At 67.5% G+C, this 20085-nt stretch carries 17 protein-coding genes; 4 read left to right on the top strand and 13 right to left on the bottom strand.

The genetic code is table 11. The features are described 5' to 3' along the window. Positions 1–4: 4 nt before the first annotated feature. Complete coding sequence (locus KO490_RS00245; protein ID WP_216017390.1) at positions 5–1906, top strand: monovalent cation:proton antiporter-2 (CPA2) family protein; 1902 nt, start codon at positions 5–7, stop codon at positions 1904–1906. A gap of 18 nt (positions 1907–1924) precedes the next feature. On the opposite strand, the gene KO490_RS00240 is transcribed toward KO490_RS00245, so the two are convergent. Next, positions 1925–2539, bottom strand: a complete 615-nt coding sequence (locus KO490_RS00240) for a response regulator transcription factor (RefSeq protein ID WP_216017389.1) — start codon at positions 2537–2539, stop codon at positions 1925–1927. Positions 2540–2880: 341 nt separating this feature from the next. Between KO490_RS00240 and KO490_RS00235 the strand changes: the two genes are divergently transcribed. After that, complete coding sequence (locus tag KO490_RS00235) at positions 2881–5373, top strand: ATP-binding protein (RefSeq protein WP_216017388.1); 2493 nt, start codon at positions 2881–2883, stop codon at positions 5371–5373. Here the strand turns inward: KO490_RS00235 and KO490_RS00230 are convergent. Then, positions 5351–6748, bottom strand: coding sequence for an aldehyde dehydrogenase family protein (locus KO490_RS00230; RefSeq protein WP_216017387.1), 1398 nt, complete (start codon positions 6746–6748; stop codon positions 5351–5353). The two genes, KO490_RS00235 and KO490_RS00230, sit on opposite strands and share 23 nt — an antisense overlap. Positions 6749–6964: 216 nt before the next feature. On the opposite strand from KO490_RS00230, the gene KO490_RS00225 reads away from it, so the two are divergent. After that, positions 6965–7174, top strand: coding sequence for a hypothetical protein (locus KO490_RS00225; RefSeq protein WP_216017386.1), 210 nt, complete (start codon positions 6965–6967; stop codon positions 7172–7174). Between the two features lie 92 nt (positions 7175–7266). On the opposite strand, the gene KO490_RS00220 is transcribed toward KO490_RS00225, so the two are convergent. The 6 genes from KO490_RS00220 to KO490_RS00195 form a co-directional block, all read right to left on the bottom strand. Continuing rightward, positions 7267–7611: a hypothetical protein gene (locus KO490_RS00220; RefSeq protein ID WP_216017385.1), complete on the bottom strand. Its 345-nt coding sequence runs from the start codon at positions 7609–7611 to the stop codon at positions 7267–7269. A 198-nt stretch (positions 7612–7809) separates the two neighbouring features. Continuing rightward, positions 7810–8232, bottom strand: coding sequence for a heme-binding protein (locus KO490_RS00215; RefSeq protein ID WP_216017384.1), 423 nt, complete (start codon positions 8230–8232; stop codon positions 7810–7812). Beyond that, the gene (gene glcF / locus KO490_RS00210) at positions 8229–9542 is read right to left on the bottom strand and encodes a glycolate oxidase subunit GlcF (protein WP_216017383.1); all 1314 of its coding nucleotides are present in this window, start codon (positions 9540–9542) and stop codon (positions 8229–8231) included. The genes KO490_RS00215 and glcF overlap by 4 nt, the downstream gene beginning before the upstream one ends. Before the next feature lies 1 nt (position 9543). Further along, on the bottom strand, positions 9544–10626 hold the full coding sequence (locus tag KO490_RS00205) for an FAD-binding protein (protein WP_252726914.1): 1083 nt from the start codon (positions 10624–10626) through the stop codon (positions 9544–9546). Beyond that, positions 10623–12080: an FAD-binding oxidoreductase gene (locus KO490_RS00200; protein ID WP_252726913.1), complete on the bottom strand. Its 1458-nt coding sequence runs from the start codon at positions 12078–12080 to the stop codon at positions 10623–10625. Before KO490_RS00200 ends, KO490_RS00205 begins: the two co-directional genes overlap by 4 nt. A gap of 57 nt (positions 12081–12137) precedes the next feature. Then, entirely contained in the window at positions 12138–13832 is a 1695-nt protein-coding gene (locus KO490_RS00195) for an L-lactate permease (RefSeq protein WP_216017382.1), read from the bottom strand. 195 nt (positions 13833–14027) lie between these two features. Between KO490_RS00195 and KO490_RS00190 the strand changes: the two genes are divergently transcribed. Beyond that, entirely contained in the window at positions 14028–14801 is a 774-nt protein-coding gene (locus KO490_RS00190) for an FCD domain-containing protein (RefSeq protein ID WP_216017381.1), read from the top strand. Here KO490_RS00190 and KO490_RS00185 read toward each other — a convergent pair. Genes KO490_RS00185 through KO490_RS00165 form a run of 5 tightly spaced genes read right to left on the bottom strand, consistent with a single transcriptional unit; the run spans position 14798 to position 20066 of the window. After that, positions 14798–16048 carry a glycerate kinase gene (locus tag KO490_RS00185; RefSeq protein WP_216017380.1) on the bottom strand — a complete coding sequence of 417 codons (1251 nt, stop codon included), beginning with the start codon at positions 16046–16048 and terminating at the stop codon, positions 14798–14800. The two genes, KO490_RS00190 and KO490_RS00185, sit on opposite strands and share 4 nt — an antisense overlap. Further along, positions 16045–17322, bottom strand: a complete 1278-nt coding sequence (locus tag KO490_RS00180; protein WP_216017379.1) for a trehalase family glycosidase — start codon at positions 17320–17322, stop codon at positions 16045–16047. Before KO490_RS00180 ends, KO490_RS00185 begins: the two co-directional genes overlap by 4 nt. Positions 17323–17330: 8 nt before the next feature. Next, positions 17331–18371, bottom strand: coding sequence for an ABC transporter ATP-binding protein (locus KO490_RS00175; RefSeq protein WP_216017378.1), 1041 nt, complete (start codon positions 18369–18371; stop codon positions 17331–17333). 31 nt (positions 18372–18402) lie between these two features. Then, positions 18403–19224 (bottom strand): carbohydrate ABC transporter permease, encoded by an 822-nt coding sequence (locus KO490_RS00170; RefSeq protein ID WP_216017377.1) that lies wholly within the window; start codon positions 19222–19224, stop codon positions 18403–18405. Then, the gene (locus tag KO490_RS00165) at positions 19221–20066 is read right to left on the bottom strand and encodes a carbohydrate ABC transporter permease (protein ID WP_216017376.1); all 846 of its coding nucleotides are present in this window, start codon (positions 20064–20066) and stop codon (positions 19221–19223) included. The genes KO490_RS00170 and KO490_RS00165 overlap by 4 nt, the downstream gene beginning before the upstream one ends. Between the last annotated feature and the right edge of the window lie 19 nt (positions 20067–20085).

Below are 20085 nucleotides of genomic sequence, written 5' to 3'. Positions count from 1 at the left end.
CCGCATGACCGAATTCCTGCTGCCCGCCTTTCTGTTCCTGCTGGCCGGGGTCATCTCGGTGCCCATCGCGTCGCGGCTGGGGCTGGGATCGGTGCTGGGCTATCTGATCGCGGGGATCGTGCTCAGCCCGGTGCTGACGCTTCTGGGCGTGGACGTGATCCAGGTGCAGCATTTCGCCGAATTCGGCGTGGTGATGATGCTGTTCCTCGTCGGGTTGGAGCTGGAGCCGAAGCTGCTCTGGGCGATGCGGATGCGGCTGCTGGGACTGGGCGGCCTGCAGGTCGGGCTGACCACGGCGCTGATCGCGGCGGCGGCCTATGCCCTGGGGTCGATCTGGCAGGTCGCGCTGGCGATCGGGCTGATCTTCGCGCTGTCATCCACCGCGATCGTGCTGCAGACGTTGAACGAGAAGGGGTTGATGAAGAGCGATGGCGGGCAGGCAGGCTTCTCGGTCCTGCTGTTCCAGGACATCGCGGTCATCCCCATGCTGGCGCTGCTGCCGCTGCTGGCCACGCAGCATGTCACCCATGAGGGCGGCGATGCCCATGCGTCGCTGTCGCTGGTCGACGGGCTGAACGGTTGGCAGACCGGGCTTGCGACACTGGCGGCCATCGGCATGGTCGTGGCGGGCGGGATGTACCTGACGCGCCCGGCCTTCCGCTTCATCGCCCATGCCAACCTGCGAGAGGTGTTCATCGCCGCCGCCCTGGCCTTCGTCATCGGCATCGCCTTGCTGATGACGCTGGTGGGGCTGTCGCCCGCCCTCGGCACCTTCCTTGCGGGCGTGGTGCTGGCCAACAGCGAATACCGGCACGAGCTGGAAAGCGATATCGACCCGTTCCGCGGCCTGCTGCTGGGGCTGTTCTTCATGACCGTCGGGGCGGGCATCGATTTCGGCCTGCTGGCGGCGCAACCGCTGACCATCGCCGCGCTGACCCTGGGGGTGATCGCGCTGAAGGCCGGGGTGCTGCTGTTCCTGGCATGGGTCTTCGGGGTGCGCGACGAACAGGGCTGGCTGTTCGGCATGTCGCTGGCGCAGGCGGGCGAGTTCGGCTTCGTGCTGATCAGCTTCGCGACCGCCGGGGCGATCCTGCCCGACGACATCGCGCCGCGCCTGACGCTGATCGTCACGCTGTCGATGATGCTGACACCGGGGCTGTTCATCCTCTATGACCGTGTCGTGCTGCCGCGATATCACGCGGCCGAACCCCGCGCGGCGGACGATATCGACCAGCCGGGGCACGTCATCATCGCGGGCCATGGGCGCTTCGGCGGCGTGGTGAACCGGATGCTGCTCAGCTCGGGGCATGAAACGACGGTGCTGGACCATTCCTCGAACCAGCTCGAGGCGCTGCGGGCCTTCGGGGTGCGCGCCTTCTATGGCGATGCGACCCGGCCCGACCTGCTCCACGCGGCGGGGATCGAGAATGCGCGCCTGCTGGTCGTGGCCATCGACGACCGCAACCGCGCGACGGAAATGGTGCGCCATGTCGTCAAGCATCATCCCCATATCCATGTGGTCGCCCGTGCGCTGGACCGCAGCCATGTCTACGAATTATGGGGCGCGGGCTGCCGCGACATCATCCGCGACACGTTCGACAGCGCGGTGCGTGCGGGCCGATCCACCCTCGAAGCCCTGGGAATGCACCCGTTCGAGGCGGAACGCACGGCGCGGACCTTCGTCAACCAGAACCGCAGGTCGATGCGCGAACTGGCCGATCTCTATGACCCCGAGGTGCCGAACCATCGCAACGCCCCCTATCGCGATCGCGCGCGGGCGTTGATGGACGAACAGACCGAGGAGCTGCGTTCGCGCGGACGCGGCGCCCATCACGAAGGCGCCGATGGCGCATGGGCCCGCCCGACGCTGCGCGACCAGGAGGCGGCGCTGCGCAAACAGGAGTGACGGCAGCCGGGGCCGCGATCAGGCGAAGCCCGCCTCCTTGGCGATGACGGCGGCCTGCGTGCGGTTCTTGGCGCCGATCTTGCGGCAGAGCGTGCGGACATGCAGCTTGACGGTGACCTCCTGCAGGTCCAGCTCGCGCGCGATCTCCTTGTTTGCCTTGCCGAGGCACAGACCCAACAGCACCTCGCGTTCGCGCTGGCTCAGCTGGCGGACGAACTCGGTCTCGTTCTCCTCCTCGCCCTCGGCCAGGGCCGAGGCGGGCACGAAGGTCTCGCCCATGATCATGAAGCGCACGGCATTCACCAGCGACTTGGCCCCGAGCGTCTTGGGGATGAAGCCCGCGGCGCCCATCTCCACGGCCTCCATCGCGATGCGGGTGGGCGCGGTGCCGCTGATCAGCGCGACGGGCGTGTCGCCCGACAGCTCGATCGCGCGCTTCAGCCCGTCCAGCCCGTTCATTCCCGGCATGGTGAAGTCCAGCAGGATCAGATCATAGGGCTGATCGGCCCCGATGGCGCGCGCGGCGGCGGTGAAATCTGGTACGCAGGTGACGACCGCCTGCCCTTCGCTGCGCAGATAGGCGGCGATGGTGTCGCGAACCATCTCGTGATCGTCGGCCAGCAGGACGCGCATCAGTTCCGACCCCGGAATGCTGCGCGAAGATGCCTTGCGGCCCGGATGACTGTGATGATTTTCTGCAACTTTTCGCCCGTCCATTCGCATGTGCGGCCCCGCCCCGAAGGCCGCGCCTGTGATTGCCGCAAACCTTCCGCCCATCGCATTCGCCTGTCAATAGACAGCCTTTTGCGCGCGGACCTGATCCTTCGGTGATATGGTTATACCGATGCGCAGTTGAACTGTCACCCCAACGACGCAAACTGGGGTTGTCCGTCGGATATGGCCGTTTCCCCCTCGCGCTATGTTCGGCGGATCGCCATTATGCCCCTGCAACCCGACCCGACGGCAGAGGACGCATGACCCAGGACAGCAAGCGACAGGGCCTTCTCCGGCAGCAATGGACGGGTTTCCTCTGGATCGCGGCCCTCGTGGCCTGCCTTGCGCAGACCGTCCTTCTGTCACGCGAGGTTCTGCAGGGCCTGGACCGGCTGTCCACCGCGCCGCTCGACGATGTGCGCTGGACCCTGTCCCAGACCGAGGTCGAACTGTTCCGCATGATCCTGGCCATGCATGACGTGGACGAGGAGGATCTGGACGATCCCTCCGACCTGCGCCGCCGCTTCGACGTCTTCTTCGGACGGGTCAACACCCTTGCCACCAGCAGCCGCTTCGTGCGCTTTCGGGCAGAACCGAAGGTCGCGGCATCGCTCGAAACGGTGCAGGACTTCCTCGACAGCTCGGTGCCGCTGATCGACGGGAACGACGCCGACCTGATCGCGGCCGTCCCGGATCTGATCGACCGGGCCGAGAGCCTGGCCCCCGAGGTCCGGCAGCTGGCGCTTGCGGGCATCCCGCTGTTCGCGCAATCGGCCGATCAGCGCAGGGTCGAGATCATGGGAACCCTGCGCCAACTTGCCGCGACCGCGCTCGTGCTGATCGCGGGGCTGATCATCTCTCTTGCGGTGCTGCAGCGCGTCCATCGTCGCGCCACCCGCATCGCCTTCGAGAACGAGACCGTGCGCAGCCGCTTCGAGGCGGCCATCAGCTCGTCGCTGGACGCGGTCTTCGTCATCGACACGCGCGGCTGCATCATCGAGTTCAACGGCGCATCCGAGACGATCTTCGGCTATTCCCGCAGCGAGGTGATCGGCAAGCGCATCGTGGACCTGACCATTCCCCATGACGAACGGCAGGACTATATCGAGAGGCTGGAACATTACCGCAAGACGGGCGAATCCCAGCTGGTCGGCAAGGGCCGGCAGCGCATCCGCCTGATGCACCGGTCGGGCGAGGTGTTCCCGGCCGAGATCTCGGTCTCGGCGGCGCTGTCGAACCGGCAGGAGGTCTTCGTGGCCTTCGCCCGCGACATCCGCGCCGAACTGGCCGCCGAACAGGACCTGCGCGATGCCCGCGACCGCGCCCGTGCGGGCGAAAAGGCCAAGACCAAGCTGCTGACCGTCATGAGCCACGAGATGCGCACCCCCCTGAACGGCATCCTGGGGTCGCTCGAACTGATCCGGTCCGAGGAACTGACCCCGCGCCAGCAGCGCATGCTGGCCGCGATCGGCACCTCGGGCGAATTGCTGCTGTCGCATGTGAACAAGGTGCTGGACCTGTCGCGGCTGGATGCCGACCGGGCCGAACGCCGAGAGGAGGAGTTCGATCTGCAGGAACTGATCGAGGGGCTGATGGACAGCCTGCGTCCGGCGGCACTGGAACGGGGCAACGATCTGGACACGGCCTATCTGGGGCAGGAAACCGGCAGCGTGCGCGGCGACAAGCGCGCGATCCAGCAATGCCTGGTGAACCTGGTGGGCAACGCGATCAAGTTCACGCGCGGCGGCTCGGTCTCGGTCGAGGTCGAACGCGTGGACGACGGCGCCATGGTCGAGTTCCGCGTCGCCGATACCGGCCTGGGGATCCCCGAGGAGGAGCTGCCCCATATCTTCGACGAGTTCATGACCATCGACACGGATTACGCGCGCGAGAATCCGGGCACGGGCTTGGGCCTCGCGATCACGCGCAAGCTGGTCCAGAACATGGGCGGCACCATCACGGTGGACAGCATCGAGGGCGAGGGCACGATGTTCACCATCCGCGCGCCCCTGCCCCGCGTGGCCCCCGTCCGCGCGCGCGCCAAGCCCGCGCCCCTGCCCGATATCGAAGGCGGCCTGCATGTGCTGATCGTCGAGGACAACGCCGTCAACCGAATGATCCTGGAACATATGCTGGACGAGTTGGGCTGCACCCATGAAAGCGCCGAGAACGGCGATACGGGGATCGCCCTTGCGGCGGGCAGCCGGTTCGATCTGCTGCTTCTGGACATCAGCATGCCGGGCAAGGACGGGCTGGAGACGCTGGCGGGCATCCGTGCGCTGAACGTGCAGGCGTCGGGCGCACGCGCCATCGCAATCACCGCCCATGCGGGCCAGGAGGATCGCGACCGGATCCTTGCGGTGTTCGACGACATGTTGACCAAGCCCATCAACCTTGCCCGCCTTGCCGAAAAAATCAGCCCGGCCGAACCCGCCCCGGCCGAGGAGGATACCGCCGCCGATTTCATCGCCCGCTTCGGTCGCGACGCCTTCGCGGGGCATATCCGCGATCTGCAGGGGGAACTGGCGGGCCTTGTCGCGGGGCTGAAGGATGCGCCCGGGCTGGAAACCGCGGATCGCGAAACCGCGCACAAGCTGGCGGGTTCGGCCGCGATCCTGGGGCAGGCCTCGCTGCGCCGGACATTGCAGCGGCTGGAGCATCTGCCCGCCCCGGCATGGACCGAGGAGGGGCGCGAACTGCTGGCCGAACTGGACCGCGAGGGGGCGGCCCTCAGCGCAGTGCAAGCCGCATGATGCGTTCCTTCAGGCCCGAATAGGGCGCATAGCGGGCCGCGATGTCCATGCGCGATCCGCGTCGCAGCACCGGCTTCATATGCGAGAAGCAGCGGAACCCCTGCTGCCCGCCATAGGCCCCCATTCCGCTGCCCCCCACCCCGCCGAAGGGCAGTCCGGGCACGATGGCGAACATCATCAGGTCGTTGATCGCCACCATGCCTGCCGGGAAACGGTCCAGCGCCCGGTCCTGGAACCCCTGATCCCGCGAGAAGACATAGAGCGCCAGCGGCTTGCCATGCGCCTTGAGCTGCATCGCAAGATCGTCCTCGTCCTGCCATTCCACGATGGGCAGGATCGGGCCGAAGATCTCGTCCTGCATCAGGGGCGCGTCCCCGGGCACATCCGCGACGATGGTCGGCTCGATATACAGATCGCCGCGATCCGTGCGCCCGCCCTGGACGATCCGGCCCTGCGACAGCAGCGCCTGAAGACGGTCGAAATGGCGTTCGTTCACGATGCGCCCGTAATCCTTCGACATCTGCGGATCGGCGCCATAGGCGCGCCGGAACTCGGCCGCCAGCGCCCCGGTCAGGGCAGCGGCGCGGTCGCGATGGACCAGGACGTAATCGGCATTGATGCAGATCTGACCGGCATTCTGTCCCTTGGCCCAGACGATGCGCCGCGCGGCCAGGGCGATATCGGCGGTGCGGTCCACGATCACGGGGCATTTGCCGCCCATCTCAAGGGTGACGGGCGTCAGGTGCTGCGCCGCCGCCCGCATCACGATGCGCCCCACCGACGCGCCCCCGGTATAGAGGATGTGATCGAAGCGGCATTCCAGCAGTGCGCCCGTCTCCTCGGGGCCGCCCTGCACGACGGCGACCGCCTCGGGGTCCAGATATTCCGGCAACAGCCGCGCGATGGCAGCGGCGCAATGCGAGGACAGCTCGGACGGCTTGACCAGCACGCAGTTCCCCGCCGCCAGCGCCCCCACCATGGGCTGCAGGGTCTGCTGCCACGGGAAATTCCACGAGGCGATGCACAGCACCACCCCCAGGGGTTCGGGCTGAACCCAGGACCGCCCCGGCTGGGCCGCGATGGGCGTGCGCACGCGCCGCCTTGCGGTCCAGGATTTCAGATGGCGCAGCGCGTGCTTCGCCTCGGTGCGGATCAGCGCGATCTCGGCCATCCAGGATTCGAGCCGCCCCTTGCGCAGATCGGCATGGATGGCCGCAATGATGTCGCCCTCGCGTTCCTTCAACAGGCGCAGGATCGCCTGCAGCTGCGCGCGCCGCCATTCGAGGGGGCGGGTCCGGCCGCTGTCGAAGGCGGCGCGCAGCCGCGCGACCTCGGCCTGCATCTGCGGGATGGGGGTGAACTGGCTGTCGGTCATGGCGCGGCCCTTCTGCGGCATTTCCGGCAGCATACCCCGCGACCCCCCGAACACCATGGCGGGCATGGGGTGACGTCGCGCCCCGGCGCGCGGGCCCATGCACTGACGCGAAGGCCGCTATTCGTTCATGTGCGTTGTCCGGATGCACATCGCCCATATATCCCCTGTCACAAGACATCGGCGACCGACCACCCCGCCGAAACAGAGGAAATGATGATGAGCATGTACCAGACCGCCGTTCCCGCCAGCAGCTTCACCCTGCCCCGCCGCCTGTGGGACCGTTTTTCGACCTGGCGCCGCCAGACCGCGTCCTATCGCACCACCATGGCCGAGCTGAACAGCATCTGCGACCGTGAACTGCTGGACCTGAACCTGAGCCGCGCCGACTTCCACCGCATCGCCCGCGAGGCTGCGCTGAAGGCCTGATCCCGGCCCCACGGGGATGACCGAAAAGCCCGGCCGCGCATCTGCGGGCCGGGCTTTCCTTGTTGATGGCGACCGTGACGGGCCGCCGGGGCTCAGTTCGCGGGGCGCGGCGGACGCTGCGACAGTTCCTGCAGGCTCAGGAAGCCGTCATTGTTGCGGTCCATCGCCTTGAACATGTCTTCCGGCTTGGGGCGCTCGCGATCGTCGGCATTCGCCGGACGCTGAGAACGCTCGCCACGCTGCGACGTTTCGCGCTGCTTGGGCGCGCCGTCGGTGAATTCCTTCTTGCTGATGCGCTTGTCGCCATTGGTGTCCAGATGCTGCATCACCTGCGCCGGATCGGGGGCGCGATCGCCGCGGCGGGCCTCGTCGGCGGTGGCGGCACCTGCGGCGCCCAGCAGCATGATCGCGAATACGGCAAAGGTCTTTTTCGACATCTTCATGTCCTTCTTATTTCCACGCCCGATTCGTCGGGCACACCCCCTTCCTAGGGCATGGGCCGGAAACGCCGTCCCAACCGCGCATTTGGTTTCCGTTGGGTCAGCGGATCGTCGAAATCCGGGACATGGCGACGCGCGGACCGGGGCATCCGCATTGCCCGATGGGGCAGATGCGGATGCCCGCGGACCCTGCGATCAGGCCCATGCGGCCCATGCGTCGATCCCGGCCTGCGCGACCTCGCGGTCCTGCGCGGGCGTCCCCGAGGACACGCCGATCCCGCCCACGACCTGCCCGTCATGCATCACCGGCAGGCCGCCGCCCACCACCATCAACCGCCCCCCGATCGAGGTGTTGATGCCATATGCCGCGGCCCCCGGCTGACATGCGGTGCCGATGTCATGCGTGGCCTTCTTGCCCGCCGAGGCGGTGAAGGACTTGTCGATCGCGATGATGCCCGAGGTGATCTTGCCCCCCTCCATCCGTTCGAAGGCGATCAGGTGACCGCTGTCATCGGTGATGGCGATGCACATGGGCACGCCGATCTTCTCGGCATGGGCGGCGGCGCCTGCGATCAGCGCGCGTGCATCGTTCAGGTCCAAGCGGGTGACGGTCTTCATGCGGTTCTCCTTGTGGTGTTCGTATCGCTCAGTGCGGCGGGGCGGGGTCCGCCCGTGGCCCAGTCCAGCAGTTCCACCGTGTGGACCACGGGGATCCCCGTGCCGGTGCCGATCTGCATCATGCATCCGATATTCCCCGCGCCGATGACATCGGGGGCGGTTTCCTGCAGCGTTGCAACCTTGCGCGTCTTCAGTTGACCCGAAATCGCGGGCTGCATCAGGTTGTAGGTGCCTGCCGATCCGCAGCAGATATGGGCGTCGCGCGGCTCGACCACATCGAAGCCCGCCGCCCGCAGCAGATCCTTGGGCGCGGACCTGACCTGCTGACCGTGCTGCAACGAACAGGCCGCGTGATAGGCGACGCGCATGGGATCGGCATGTGTCGCGTCCCGCAGGCCGATATCCGACATGACCTCGGATATGTCGCGCGCGATGGCGGCGACGCGGGCCGCATCGCCTGCCAGCGGGTCGTTGCGGAACATGTGCCCGTAATCCTTGACCGTCGTCCCGCAACCCGAGGTGTTGATGACGACGGCGTCCAGCCCATCGCCGTCCATTTCCGCGGCGATGGCGCGGATATTGGCGGCGGCCATCGCATGGCTCTGGTCGGTCTTGCCCATGTGATGGGTCAGCGCACCACAGCAGCCGATGCCCCGGGGGATCACCACCTCGCAGCCGTGGCGCTGCAGCAGACGGATGGTCGCATCGTTGATGTCGGTGCTCAGCACCCGCTGCGCGCAGCCTGTCAGCAGGGCCACCCGCAGTGTCCGCGCGGGCGCCGCCGCAAAGCTCTGGGGGCGGTCGTTCGGGCTGGGCGCGGGAATACGGGCCGGGGCCATGTCCAGCATGGCCCGCAGCCGCGCATCGGGCATCAGGCGCGCGAAGGGCCGCGCCAGCCGTGCGCCCATCAGCGCCAGGCGAAAGCGTCCCGGATAGGGCAGGATCACCGCCAGCAGCCAGCGCAGCGCACGGTCGCCGAAGGGGCGGCGATAGTTCTCCTCGATATATTCGCGGGCATGATCGACCAGGTGCATGTAATGGACCCCCGACGGGCAGGTCGTCATGCAGCTGAGACAGCTGAGGCAGCGGTCCACGTGCTTGACCGTCTTCTCGTCCGGGACGCGCCCGTTCTCCAGCATGTCCTTGATCAGGTAGATCCGGCCGCGCGGGCTGTCCAGTTCGTCGCCCAGCACCTTGTAGGTCGGGCAGGTCGCCGTGCAGAAACCGCAATGGACGCAGGACCGCAGGATCTCGTTCGAGCGTGCGGTGGCGGGATCGGCCAGCTGGTCGGGCGTGAAATTCGTCTGCATGTCAGTCCCCCATCAGGCCGGGATTGAGGATGTTGGCCGGATCGAAGGTGCGCCGCAGCCTTTGCGACAGTTCGGCCACCACGGGCGCCTCGGGCGGGAAGACCGCGCCCTGCCCGCGGACCAGCATGGCATGTCCGCCTGCCGCGCGCACCGTCGCGGCATCCTTCGGCCCCGAATACCAGACCGCCGCCCCGCCCCAGTCGAGCGCGCACTGCCCGCCCAGCCGGTCCGCGATGGCCGGCCCCTCCGAGGGTTTGCACAGGATGCGCCAGACCGGATCGTCGCCCGTCAAATGTGCCACGTCGCGCAGGTCGCGCCACAGGCTGCGGCTGTCCTCATCCTCGATGATCTCGACGCGGTCGCGGCCCAGCAGCGCGGTCAGCCGGTCGGTGCGATAGGCGACCTGCGCGGTCAGCCCCTCGATCCGCAGCCATGCAGTGCCGTCATGGAAGGCCGCGCCCGACACCTCGAACGGGGTGGACAGCGCGGTGGCGAAATCCTGCACGGCGCGGGTGGCGTCGATGCCCCCGATGACCAGCGTGCGGCTGCTTTCGGCCATGGGCAGGACCTTCAGCGCGACCTCGGTCAGGATGCCCAGGGTGCCGTGCGACCCGGCCAGCAGCTTGCCCAGATCCATGCCGGTGACGTTCTTCATCACCCGCCCGCCATTCTTGAGGATGCGCCCCTGCCCGTCCACGAAGCGCACCCCCAGCAGGTGATCGCGGCAGGCCCCCGCAAGGATGCGGCGCGGACCGGACACGTTGGCCGCGACGATGCCGCCAATGGTGGGATCGCCCGACAGGCCCGTCAGGCGGCGATGGTCCATCGGCTCGAACGAGAGGGCCTGTCCTTCGGCGGCCAGCATGGTCTCGATCTGCTGGACCGGGGTGCCCGCGCGGGCGATCAGGGTCAGCTCGCCCGGTTCATAGGTCACGACGCCGCTGATGGCCGATGTGGTCAGCGCGTCGCCCGGCCCGTCGGGGCGCAGGCGGGTGCCGCCCCCGTTGATGCGCAGGGGGGTGGTGCGGCCGGTCAGGATCTCGGACAGCTCGGCCTCGGATGCGGGGGTCAGCACGGGCGTCATGCGCGGGCCGCCGCGCGGTCGCGATGAGGCTGGCTAACCTCCAGCGGAAAGACCTTGGCCGGGTTCAGCAGCCAGCCGGGGTCGAAGGCGTCCTTGATCTCCATCTGGATGGCCATGTCCTGCGGATCGTATTGGCGGGACATCAGATCCCGCTTCTCGATGCCCACGCCATGTTCGCCGGTCAGGCAGCCACCCACCTCGACACACAGCGCAAGGATGTCGCGGCCGAAGGCCTCGGCCCGTTCCAGGTCGCCCGGCGTGTTGGCGTCGAACAGGATCAGCGGGTGCATGTTCCCGTCGCCCGCGTGAAAGACGTTCGCAACCTCCAATCCGTGTTCGACCGACAATTCTCCGATGCGCTTGAGTGTGTGCGGCAACTGCGACACCGGCACCGTTCCGTCCAGACACAGGTAATCGCCCAGCCGCCCCATCGCGCCGAAGGCCGACTTGCGGCCCTTCCAGATGGCGGCGGATTCGTCGGCATTGCGGCTGGTGCGGAACTCGACCGGGTCCAGCTGATCCGCGATGGCGCGGATGCGGGCGATCTGGTCGGCGATCTCGTCCTCGGAACCCTCGACCTCGACGATCAGCACGGCGGGGCATTGCGGATAGCCCGCCTTGGCGAAATCCTCGACCGCGCGCAGGCAGACCTCGTCCATGTATTCGATGGCGACAGGCAGCACGCCCGAACGGATGATGCGGGCCACGCATTCGCCCGCGATTTCCGGGCTGGCAAAGCCGATCAGCATGGGGCGCGCGCCTTGGGGGCGCGGCAGGATGCGCAGGGTCGCCTCGGTCACGATGGCCAGCTGGCCTTCCGATCCGCAGATCAGGCCCAGCATGTCCAGCCCCGGCCCCCCCGGCTGCGGGCCGCCCAGTTCGACGATGCGGCCATCGGCCAGGACCATGCGCACCCCCATCAGGTTGTTCGTGGTGACGCCGTATTTCAGGCAATGCGCCCCGCCCGAATTCATCCCGATATTGCCCGCGATGGTGCAGGCCAGCTGGGACGAGGGATCGGGGGCATAGAAGAAGCCCGCAGGCTCCAGCTCGGCGCTGACGGACAGGTTGGTGACACCCGTCTGCACGCGGATGAAGCGGTTGGCGGTGTCGATCTCCAGCACGTCGTTCAGGCGCATCGTACCGATGACGACGCTGTCGGCGGTGGGCAGCGCGCCACCTGCCAGCGATGTGCCCGCGCCCCGCGGGATGACCGGCACGCGGTGATCGTGGCAGATGCGCATGGCAGTGGCCAGTTCCTCGGTCGTGCGTGGCAGGACCACGGCCAGCGGCGGACAGCGATAGGCCGTCAGCGCGTCGCATTCATAGGCCAGCGTCTCCTCGGGGTCCGAGATGACGGTATCGGCGGGCAGCGCACGGGTCAGGTCCGCGACGATGCGGTCCTTCTTCGCGATGATCGCCGCATCCGGCCGGGGCATCGAAATCGAGGACATCCGACCTCTCCCTTGCTTGGTTGCGGGCGGGGCACCGCGGCGCCCCGCCCCGTTATCCTAGCCGCCCATCAGCGGATCGCCGATACCCAGCACGTAGAAGCCGATGCACAGCATCAGCCCCGTCAGCGACAGGTAGTAGATCGTCGGCAGGATGGTGATGCGCAGCGTCGCGCCCTCGCGGCCCAGAAGGCCCACGGTGGCGGATGCGGCGACGACGTTGTGGATGGCGATCATGTTGCCCGCGGCAGCGCCCACCGACTGGCCCGCGACCATCAGCGCCGAGCTGATCCCCAGCCCCTCGGCGACCGAGAACTGGAACTGGCTGAGCATCAGGTTGCTGACCGTGTTCGACCCGGCAAGGAACGCGCCGAGGCCGCCAACCGCCGGCGCGAAGAACGGATAGACCGCCCCCACCTGTGCCGAGACCCATTCCGCCACCACGACCGGCATGCTTTGCAGGTCGTTCGCGTTCACGCCCGAATTGATCATCACCCGCACCATCGGCACGGTGAAGATCAGCACGAAGCCCGCGCCCAGAAGCGTGCCGGTGCTTTCGCCCACCGCCTCGCGGAAGCCGCGGAACGACATGCGGTGCATCGCGACCGTCAGCAGGCAGACCATCACCAGGATCCCGCCCGGCGAATAGAGCGCCGAGAAATCGCCGTTGATGCCTTCCTCGCCCATCATGCCGCGAAAGACGATGTTGGCCGATTTCAGCAGGTCGCCGAAGGGCGCAACCGTCCGGCTGAGGACCAGCACCACCGCCAGGATCACATAGGGTGCCCAGGCGAGCGCCAGCGGGATCTGCCGCCGCGCAAGGCTGTCGAGCTTGACCTCGACCGCGCCGAACCATTCGCGCGACCATTCCGACACCGGCGGAAAGTCCCAGGGCACGTTCGGCACCAGGAACCCGCGCCTGGCCGCCGTCGTCATGATCGCAAGCCCCACCAGGCCGCCGATCAGGGACGGGAATTCGGCCCCCAGGAACACTGCCGCCAACACGTATGGCACGGTCATCGCGAAGGCCGCCATGATGGCGAAGGGCGCGATGGACAGCCCCTCGGACCAGGACCGGTCGCGGCCGAAGAAGCGGGTCATGACCATGACCAGGAACAGCGGCAGCAGCGTGCCGCAGATCGCGTGCAGGATCGCCACCTCGGACGTGATGACGTGGAAGAAGGACGCCCAGTCCGACCCCGCGGCGGTCAGATCGCCCGTGATGGTCGCCTGGTCCAAACCCGTCTGAACGCCTACGATCAGCGGCGTGCCGACCGCGCCGAAGGAGACCGGCGTCGACTGGATCATCATCCCGAAGACCACCGCCGCCATGGCCGGAAAGCCCACCGCCACCATCAGCGGCGCGGCGACCGCGGCGGGCGTGCCGAAGCCCGACGCCCCTTCGATGAACGATCCGAACAGCCAGGCGATCAGGATCACCTGCACGCGCCGATCCGGGCTGATCGCGGTAAAGCCCGCGCGGATCGTCGCGATGCCGCCCGAATGCTTCAGCGTGTTCAGCAGCAGCAGCGCCCCGAAGATGATCCACAGCAGGCCCGCGCTTTGCAGCAGGCCCTGCAAGGTCGATGCGACGATGCGGTTCGCGCTGACCCCCCAGGCCGCGACCGCGACGATCACCGCGATCGCATAGGTCAGCGGCATCACGTATTTGGCGGGCACGCGGAACCCGATCAGCATCACCCCCGCCGTGATGATCGGCAGAAACGCCAGCAGCGCCAGCAATCCATTGGACATCGGGAACTCCCCCTCCCCCTCGTGAATGGCGCGGACCGACCCCCCGGACGGCCCGCATGCCGAACGCCCGGACCTCCCAGACCGGACGTTCCCTTTGGTAAGATTACTTTACCATGCGAGTCAAGCTTGCCGTGATGACGTTGCGGGCGTGACACAAGGTAAGCTATCCTTCCGGCGGAAACGGACCGGTGACCCATGGACGACCACTCGCCCAGCCGCCCCCCGAAGGCGGCAGCGCAGACCGCGCAGCATATCGAGCAGCTGATCCTGGAAGGGACGCTGACGCCGGGCGAACAGCTTGCGCCCGAACGCGATCTGGCCGAACGGCTGGGCGTGTCGCGCCCCACCCTGCGCGATGCGCTGCGGATGCTGACGGATCGGGGGCTGCTGACCCGTCGCGCACGCGGGGTCGAGGTCGCGCAGCTGGGCGGGGCACTGCGCGATCCGCTGATGGAGATGCTGACACGCGCCGAGGTCGCCGACGATTACCTGGAATTCCGCGAGGTGGTCGAAAGCGAGGCCGCCGCCATGGCCGCGAACCGGGCCACCGATATCGACCGCCAGCGCCTGCGCGACTGCATCGAGGCCATCGAGGCCGCCCATGCCCGGAACGAACCGGATGCCGAGGCGCAGGCGGATGCGGACCTGCATGTCGCCGTCTACGAGGCCAGCCACAACCTGGTGCTGCTGCAGATCATGCGGGCGCTGTCGGGCAGCCTGCGCTCGGACGTGCTGCAGAACCGCCAGCGGTTGTTCACCATACCGCAGGTCCGCGACATCCTGCGCGATCAGCACATGGCCATCGCCGCGGCCATCGTGGCGGGCGATGCCGATGCGGCACGCGATGCCGCGCATGACCATCTGCAATATCTGCGCAAGGCCCTGCGCGAGATCCGCGAGGCCGAGGCCAAGCTGGATCTGTCGCTGCGGCGGCTGAAGGGCGGCGGGCTCAGCGCGTCGCGCGGTTAGGCGCGGGGCAGGATCAGGATCGCCCTGAAATCGTTGACATTGGTCAGCGTCGGGCCGGTGACGACCTGCCCGCCGATCGCCCCGAAGAACCCATGCGCATCGTTCGCATCCAGTGCGGCACGCATGTCGCGGGCGGCATCCCGCGCAAGGCGCGGCGTGTCGGGACCGGCATATGCGCCCGCGACCTCGGCCGCGCCGTCCACGCCGTCGGTGTCGCAGGCCAGGACGTGGATGCCCTCGGCACCGTCCAGTTCCAGCGCCGCGGCAAGGACGTATTCGGCATTCGGACCGCCCACCCCGTCGCCGCGACGCGTGACGGTGCATTCGCCGCCCGACAGCAGCAGGATCGGGGCGTCCCCCTGCAGCGACTTCGCCATGCGGACATGTTCCGCCGCAAGGTCGCGGGCCTCGCCCTCCAGCGCATCGCCCAGGATGCGCACATCCAGTCCCGCCTCGCGCGCGATTTCTGCCGCCGCCTGCAACGAGGCCGAGGGCGCGGCGACGATGCGGGTCTGCGCATCGGCAAGGCGCGGATCGTCCGGGGCCACGACGCCGGTCGGGCGGTCCAGCGCGTCGCGCACCGATTGCGGCAGGTCCAGCCCGTGGCGTTGCACGATCGCGCGCGCATCGGCTGCCGTGCTGCTGTCGCCCACGGTGGGGCCGGACGCGATCTGGCCCGGATCATCGCCCGGAACATCCGATATCAGCAGGCTCAGAAGCCGCGCCGGTGCGCAGGCCGCGGCCAGCTGACCGCCCTTCACGCGGCTCAGATGCTTGCGGACGACGTTCATCTGCCCGATGGGCGCCCCCGATGCCAGCAGCGCGCGGTTGACAGCCATCTTGTCGTCCAGGGTCACGCCTTGGGTCGGAGCGACCAGCAGCGCGGACCCCCCGCCCGAGATCAGCGCGATCACCTGATCGTCGGGACCAAGCCCCGCGACCAGTTCCAGAAGCCGCGCGGTCGCGACCTCTCCTGCGGCGTCCGGCACGGGATGCGCGGCCTCGACGATCTCGATCCCCTTGCAGGGGCGGGCATAGCCGTAGCGGGTGATCACCAGCCCCTCGCAGGGGCCGTAATGGGCCTCGACCGCCTCGGCCATGCGGGCGCTGGCCTTGCCCGCACCGATCACCACCAGCCGTCCCGCAGGCCGTTCGGGCAGATGATCGGCCAGCACGGCCATCGGATCGGCCACCTCGACCGCGCGATGGAACAGCCCGGTCAGGAAATCGCGCGGTGGGGCCTTCATGCGTCCTCGCTCTGCCTCGTCAGGAACTCGATGATCATGGCGGCGGTCCAGGTGAAGCGGCCACCGCCGCAGGCCTCGCCGGTGATGGGATCGTAATATTCCGCGAAACCGCCGCTGTCGATCAGCGACAGGCTGTCGCGTTCGATCCGGTCGGCGACCGCGTCCTGACCCGCGACCCGCAGCCCGTCCGCGATCATGTAGTTCACGATCAGCCATAGCGGACCGCGCCAGTATCGCTTGCCATCGTATTCGGGCGCATCGGGATCATGGCTGGGCACCATGTAGCGGGCGCGTTCCCCCAGATCGGCGATGCGGGCCGCGATGGCGCGGGCGCGGGCATCCGGCACGGGTGCGAAGACCGCCAGAAGACCGCCGACCGACAGGCTGTCCACGGAACTGCCAGACACGCGGTCGAAGCACAGATACTGGCCATGCGCGTCGGACCACAGGCTGTCGAAGGCATCCAGGCCCGCCCTGGCGATCTGGCGCTGGCGGGCGGCGATCTCGGGTTCACCCAACTCCTCGGCCAGCCAGGCAAGATCGGATGCCGACCGGATCAGGATCGCGTTGAAGCCCGGATCGACGACCTTGAAGGGCGACGCGTCATGCAGCCGGGAATTGTCCCAGTCCAGCGCGCGGAACCCTTCGACCAGCGCGATATAGGCCTCGTATTGCGCCTGCGTCGGACGGTGGTCGGGATTGGCGTGCTGCGTGTCGCGGCGGGTGAAGGGGGTGACGCCTTCGGTGGGCACACGGGCCAGCGCGCGGTCCCAGTCGACCGAGTTGTCCCGGCCCGATTCCCATGGATGCGTGATCGCGACCAGTCCCGTGCCCTGCGGATCGCGGCAGCGCATGAACCAGTCGTGCCAGGCCGCGACCTTGGCCAGCAGCGGACGGGCACGGGCGGCGGCCTGCGCCTTGTCCCCTGCCCGTTCGTACAGCCTGCGGATCGCGAAGCCCGCCACCGGCGGCTGCGTGATCCCCGAGGTCGGAACATCGCGCCCCGTCTGCCAGACCGAGGGCCCGGGGAAATATCCGTCATCCTCGACATGGAAGATGATGTGCGGGACCATCCCGTCATCCCATTGATGGGCGAACAGGGTGTCGATCTCGGTCCAGGCGCGATCCTCGTCGAAATGCCCGAAGCCGAGCGCGGACAGCGCGCTGTCCCAGTTCCACTGGAACGGATAGAGGCCCTTGGTGGGCACCGTATAGGTGCCGCGGTCGTTTTCCTTCAGGATGGCATAGGCATCCTGGATCCGGGTGTCGGACATGTCGCGCCTCATTGAACGGCTTTGGTGGTGTTCGGATCGAACCAGCGGACGCGGTCCGGCTGGGGCGCCAGGTGGATCGCATCGCCGGGCTTCAGCGTCAGGTCGCTGTCCAGCACGGCGCGGATGGCGGTGCCGTCCACGTCGCAGGTGACCTGCAGATGCGCGCCCAGGGGTTCGACCAGCTTGACCCGTGCGGGCAGGCCCTGGTCGGACAGGCGCAGATCCTCGGGGCGGATGGCGTATTGCAGCGGGCCGCTTGCGGCGGGGCCGTCGACGGTCTGGCCCGCGACGCTCCATTTGCCCGCGCCCGCAGCCTCGGCCCGCAGGAAGTTCATCGGCGGGTTGCCGATGAAGCCCGCGACGAATTCGGCGGCGGGGTTGCGATAGACCTCGATCGGGCTGGCGGCCTGGACGATGCGGCCCTGGTGCATGACGCTGATGCGGTCGGCCAAGCTCATCGCCTCGACCTGGTCGTGGGTCACGTAGATCGCGGTGGTCTTGCTGTCGGCCAGGACGCCCTTGAGCTCGGCGCGCATCTCCAGGCGCAGCAGCGCATCCAGGTTCGACAGCGGCTCGTCCATCAGGATCACGTCCGGCTCCATCGCCAGGGCGCGCGCCACGGCGACGCGTTGCCGCTGACCGCCCGACAATTCCCCCGAGTAGCGTTTGAGCAGCTGTTCGATATGCATCAGGCTGGCGCAGCGTTCGACGCGGCGCTTGACCTCGTCATTGGGCATCTTCTGCATCCGCAGGCCGAAGCCGATATTCTCGAACACGGTCAGATGCGGGAAGACGGCATAGTTCTGGAACACCATCGCGATGCCGCGTTCCTTGGGCGGCAGGTGGTCCACGCGCCGCCCGTTGATCCACACCTCGCCGGTGGTGGCCGTCTCCAGCCCCGCCACGATGCGCAGAAGCGTGGTCTTGCCGCAGCCGGACGCGCCCAGCAGCACCATGAATTCCTGATCCGAAATCGTCAGGTCGATGTCATGGAGCGCCTGATAGCCCCCGAAATTCTTGGCGACGTTCTTGATCTGGATCTCTGCCATAGTCTTTCCTCCCTTGAGGCGACACCGCGGATCAGCGGTTCGCGATGCCCCACATGGCAAACAGGTATTTCCGCACGGCGAAGATGAAGATCAGCGCCGGCACGACAAGGATGAAGCCACCCGCGAATTTCAGGTGCATCGGCGATTCCGCCAGCGTCTGCAGCAGGAAGGCGGGCAACGTCCGGTTCTCGATGGTCAGCACCGCGGCGGCGAAGACCTCGTTCCAGGAAATCACGAAGGCGAAGATCGCCGAGGCCGCGATGCCCGGCAGGATCAGCGGCAGCACGACCTTGGTGAAGGCGGTGAAGCGCGTGCAGCCAAGCGTCCAGGCGGCTTCCTCCAGCTCGATCGGGATGCCCGAGAACAGCGAGAAGGTGATCAGCACCGCGAAGGGAATGGCCAGCGTCGTATGGACCAGCGCCAGCCCGACGGCGGTGTCGTCCAGCCCCGTGCGGATGAACAGCACCGCCAGCGGCAGCGCCAGAAGCGGCAGTGGGAAGGCGCGCGTCAGCAGGATCAGCAGGCGGAACACCTCCTTGCCGCGAAAATCGAAGCGCGACAGCGCGTATCCCGCCGGTGCCCCGATGCTGATCGAGATGATCATCGTCAAGACCGCCACCACGACCGAGTTCTTGAGCGCGACGAGCATCCCCTGGAAGCCCGCAAAGAACTGCAACGAGCCGAGGTCGAATTCCGGGATGAACGGCTTGGGAAAGCTGTTCACCGTCTCGGGCGAGGACAGCGTGTTGATCAGCAGGAAATACAGCGGGATGATCACCCAGGCGCAGAGCAGCCCGACCGACGCGACATAGAGCCAGCGCCCGGCCTTGCGGGTATCGGTGACGGCGGTCATATCGTGGCTCCTTTCGGGACACGCAGGGCGCGCAGGATGATGAGGGTGAAGGCCAGCGAGATGCCCAGCACGATCAGCGCCAGCGCCGCCGCGTTACCGCCGTTCTGCAGGTCGAACTGATAGGAGTAGATCTCGCCCATCAGGACCGGGAACAGCGTGCCGCCAAGGGCCGCCACCACCGCGAAGACCTCGAATGCCAGGACCACGCGCAGGATCAGCGCGGTCTGCAGCGAGGGGCGCAGAAGCGGCAGCGTGATCTTGACGAAGCGTTTCCAGGGCGATGCGCCGAAGACCTCGGCGGCCTCGTAATATTCCTTGGGGATCAGGCCGATGCCCGCCACGATGATGACCAGCATGATCGCGGTCGCGCGCCAGATCTCGGCCAGCATGATCGCCAGGAACACGATGAAGGTGTTCTGATAGGACAGGAAATTCACCGGCGCATCGACCGCGCCCACCCCTGCCAGCATGGAATTGAGAAAGCCCGACTGCTCGAAGATGGCAAGCCAGATGATCCCCGCCGCCAGGTCCGAGATCCCAAGCGGGATCGTCCAGACATAGAGCACGAGGTCGCGGCCCTTCTTCATCTTGCTGACCATCGTGGCCATCAGCAGCGACAGCGCCAGCTGGATCGGCACGACGATGATCGCCAGAAGGAAGGTGTTCCGCAGCGAGATGGGGAATTTCCAGTAGCCGATCACGTCGCGGAAGTTCTGCAGCGATGCCTCGCCCCCGTTCGAGAAGGCCTGCTGTGCGACCAGGATGAACGGATAGAGGAAGAACACGCACAGAAACAGCGTGACCGGCAGGATCAGCAGATAGGGTAACAGCCGAGCGTTCATCGTCCGCTCCTTTCACGGC

The organism is Paracoccus sp. C2R09 (assembly GCF_018860625.1).
Lineage (GTDB): Bacteria > Pseudomonadota > Alphaproteobacteria > Rhodobacterales > Rhodobacteraceae > Paracoccus.
This window is presented reverse-complemented; position numbering and strand designations above follow the sequence as displayed.

Bases quoted from the DNA above. Each gene is read 5' to 3' on its own strand.
- KO490_RS00180 (WP_216017379.1), bottom strand. From the start codon at position 17,322: ATGTCCGACACCCGGATCCAGGATGCCTATGCCATCCTGAAGGAAAAC.
- glcF (WP_216017383.1), bottom strand. From the start codon at position 9,542: ATGCAGACGAATTTCACGCCCGACCAGCTGGCCGATCCCGCCACCGCA.
- KO490_RS00230 (WP_216017387.1), bottom strand. From the start codon at position 6,748: ATGACCGACAGCCAGTTCACCCCCATCCCGCAGATGCAGGCCGAGGTC.
- KO490_RS00225 (WP_216017386.1), top strand. From the start codon at position 6,965: ATGAGCATGTACCAGACCGCCGTTCCCGCCAGCAGCTTCACCCTGCCC.
- KO490_RS00185 (WP_216017380.1), bottom strand. From the start codon at position 16,048: ATGAAGGCCCCACCGCGCGATTTCCTGACCGGGCTGTTCCATCGCGCG.
- KO490_RS00240 (WP_216017389.1), bottom strand. From the start codon at position 2,539: ATGCGCGTCCTGCTGGCCGACGATCACGAGATGGTTCGCGACACCATC.
- KO490_RS00195 (WP_216017382.1), bottom strand. From the start codon at position 13,832: ATGTCCAATGGATTGCTGGCGCTGCTGGCGTTTCTGCCGATCATCACG.
- KO490_RS00245 (WP_216017390.1), top strand. From the start codon at position 5: ATGACCGAATTCCTGCTGCCCGCCTTTCTGTTCCTGCTGGCCGGGGTC.
- KO490_RS00165 (WP_216017376.1), bottom strand. From the start codon at position 20,066: ATGAACGCTCGGCTGTTACCCTATCTGCTGATCCTGCCGGTCACGCTG.
- KO490_RS00190 (WP_216017381.1), top strand. From the start codon at position 14,028: ATGGACGACCACTCGCCCAGCCGCCCCCCGAAGGCGGCAGCGCAGACC.
- KO490_RS00215 (WP_216017384.1), bottom strand. From the start codon at position 8,232: ATGAAGACCGTCACCCGCTTGGACCTGAACGATGCACGCGCGCTGATC.
- KO490_RS00220 (WP_216017385.1), bottom strand. From the start codon at position 7,611: ATGTCGAAAAAGACCTTTGCCGTATTCGCGATCATGCTGCTGGGCGCC.
- KO490_RS00175 (WP_216017378.1), bottom strand. From the start codon at position 18,371: ATGGCAGAGATCCAGATCAAGAACGTCGCCAAGAATTTCGGGGGCTAT.
- KO490_RS00205 (WP_252726914.1), bottom strand. From the start codon at position 10,626: ATGACGCCCGTGCTGACCCCCGCATCCGAGGCCGAGCTGTCCGAGATC.
- KO490_RS00235 (WP_216017388.1), top strand. From the start codon at position 2,881: ATGACCCAGGACAGCAAGCGACAGGGCCTTCTCCGGCAGCAATGGACG.
- KO490_RS00200 (WP_252726913.1), bottom strand. From the start codon at position 12,080: ATGTCCTCGATTTCGATGCCCCGGCCGGATGCGGCGATCATCGCGAAG.
- KO490_RS00170 (WP_216017377.1), bottom strand. From the start codon at position 19,224: ATGACCGCCGTCACCGATACCCGCAAGGCCGGGCGCTGGCTCTATGTC.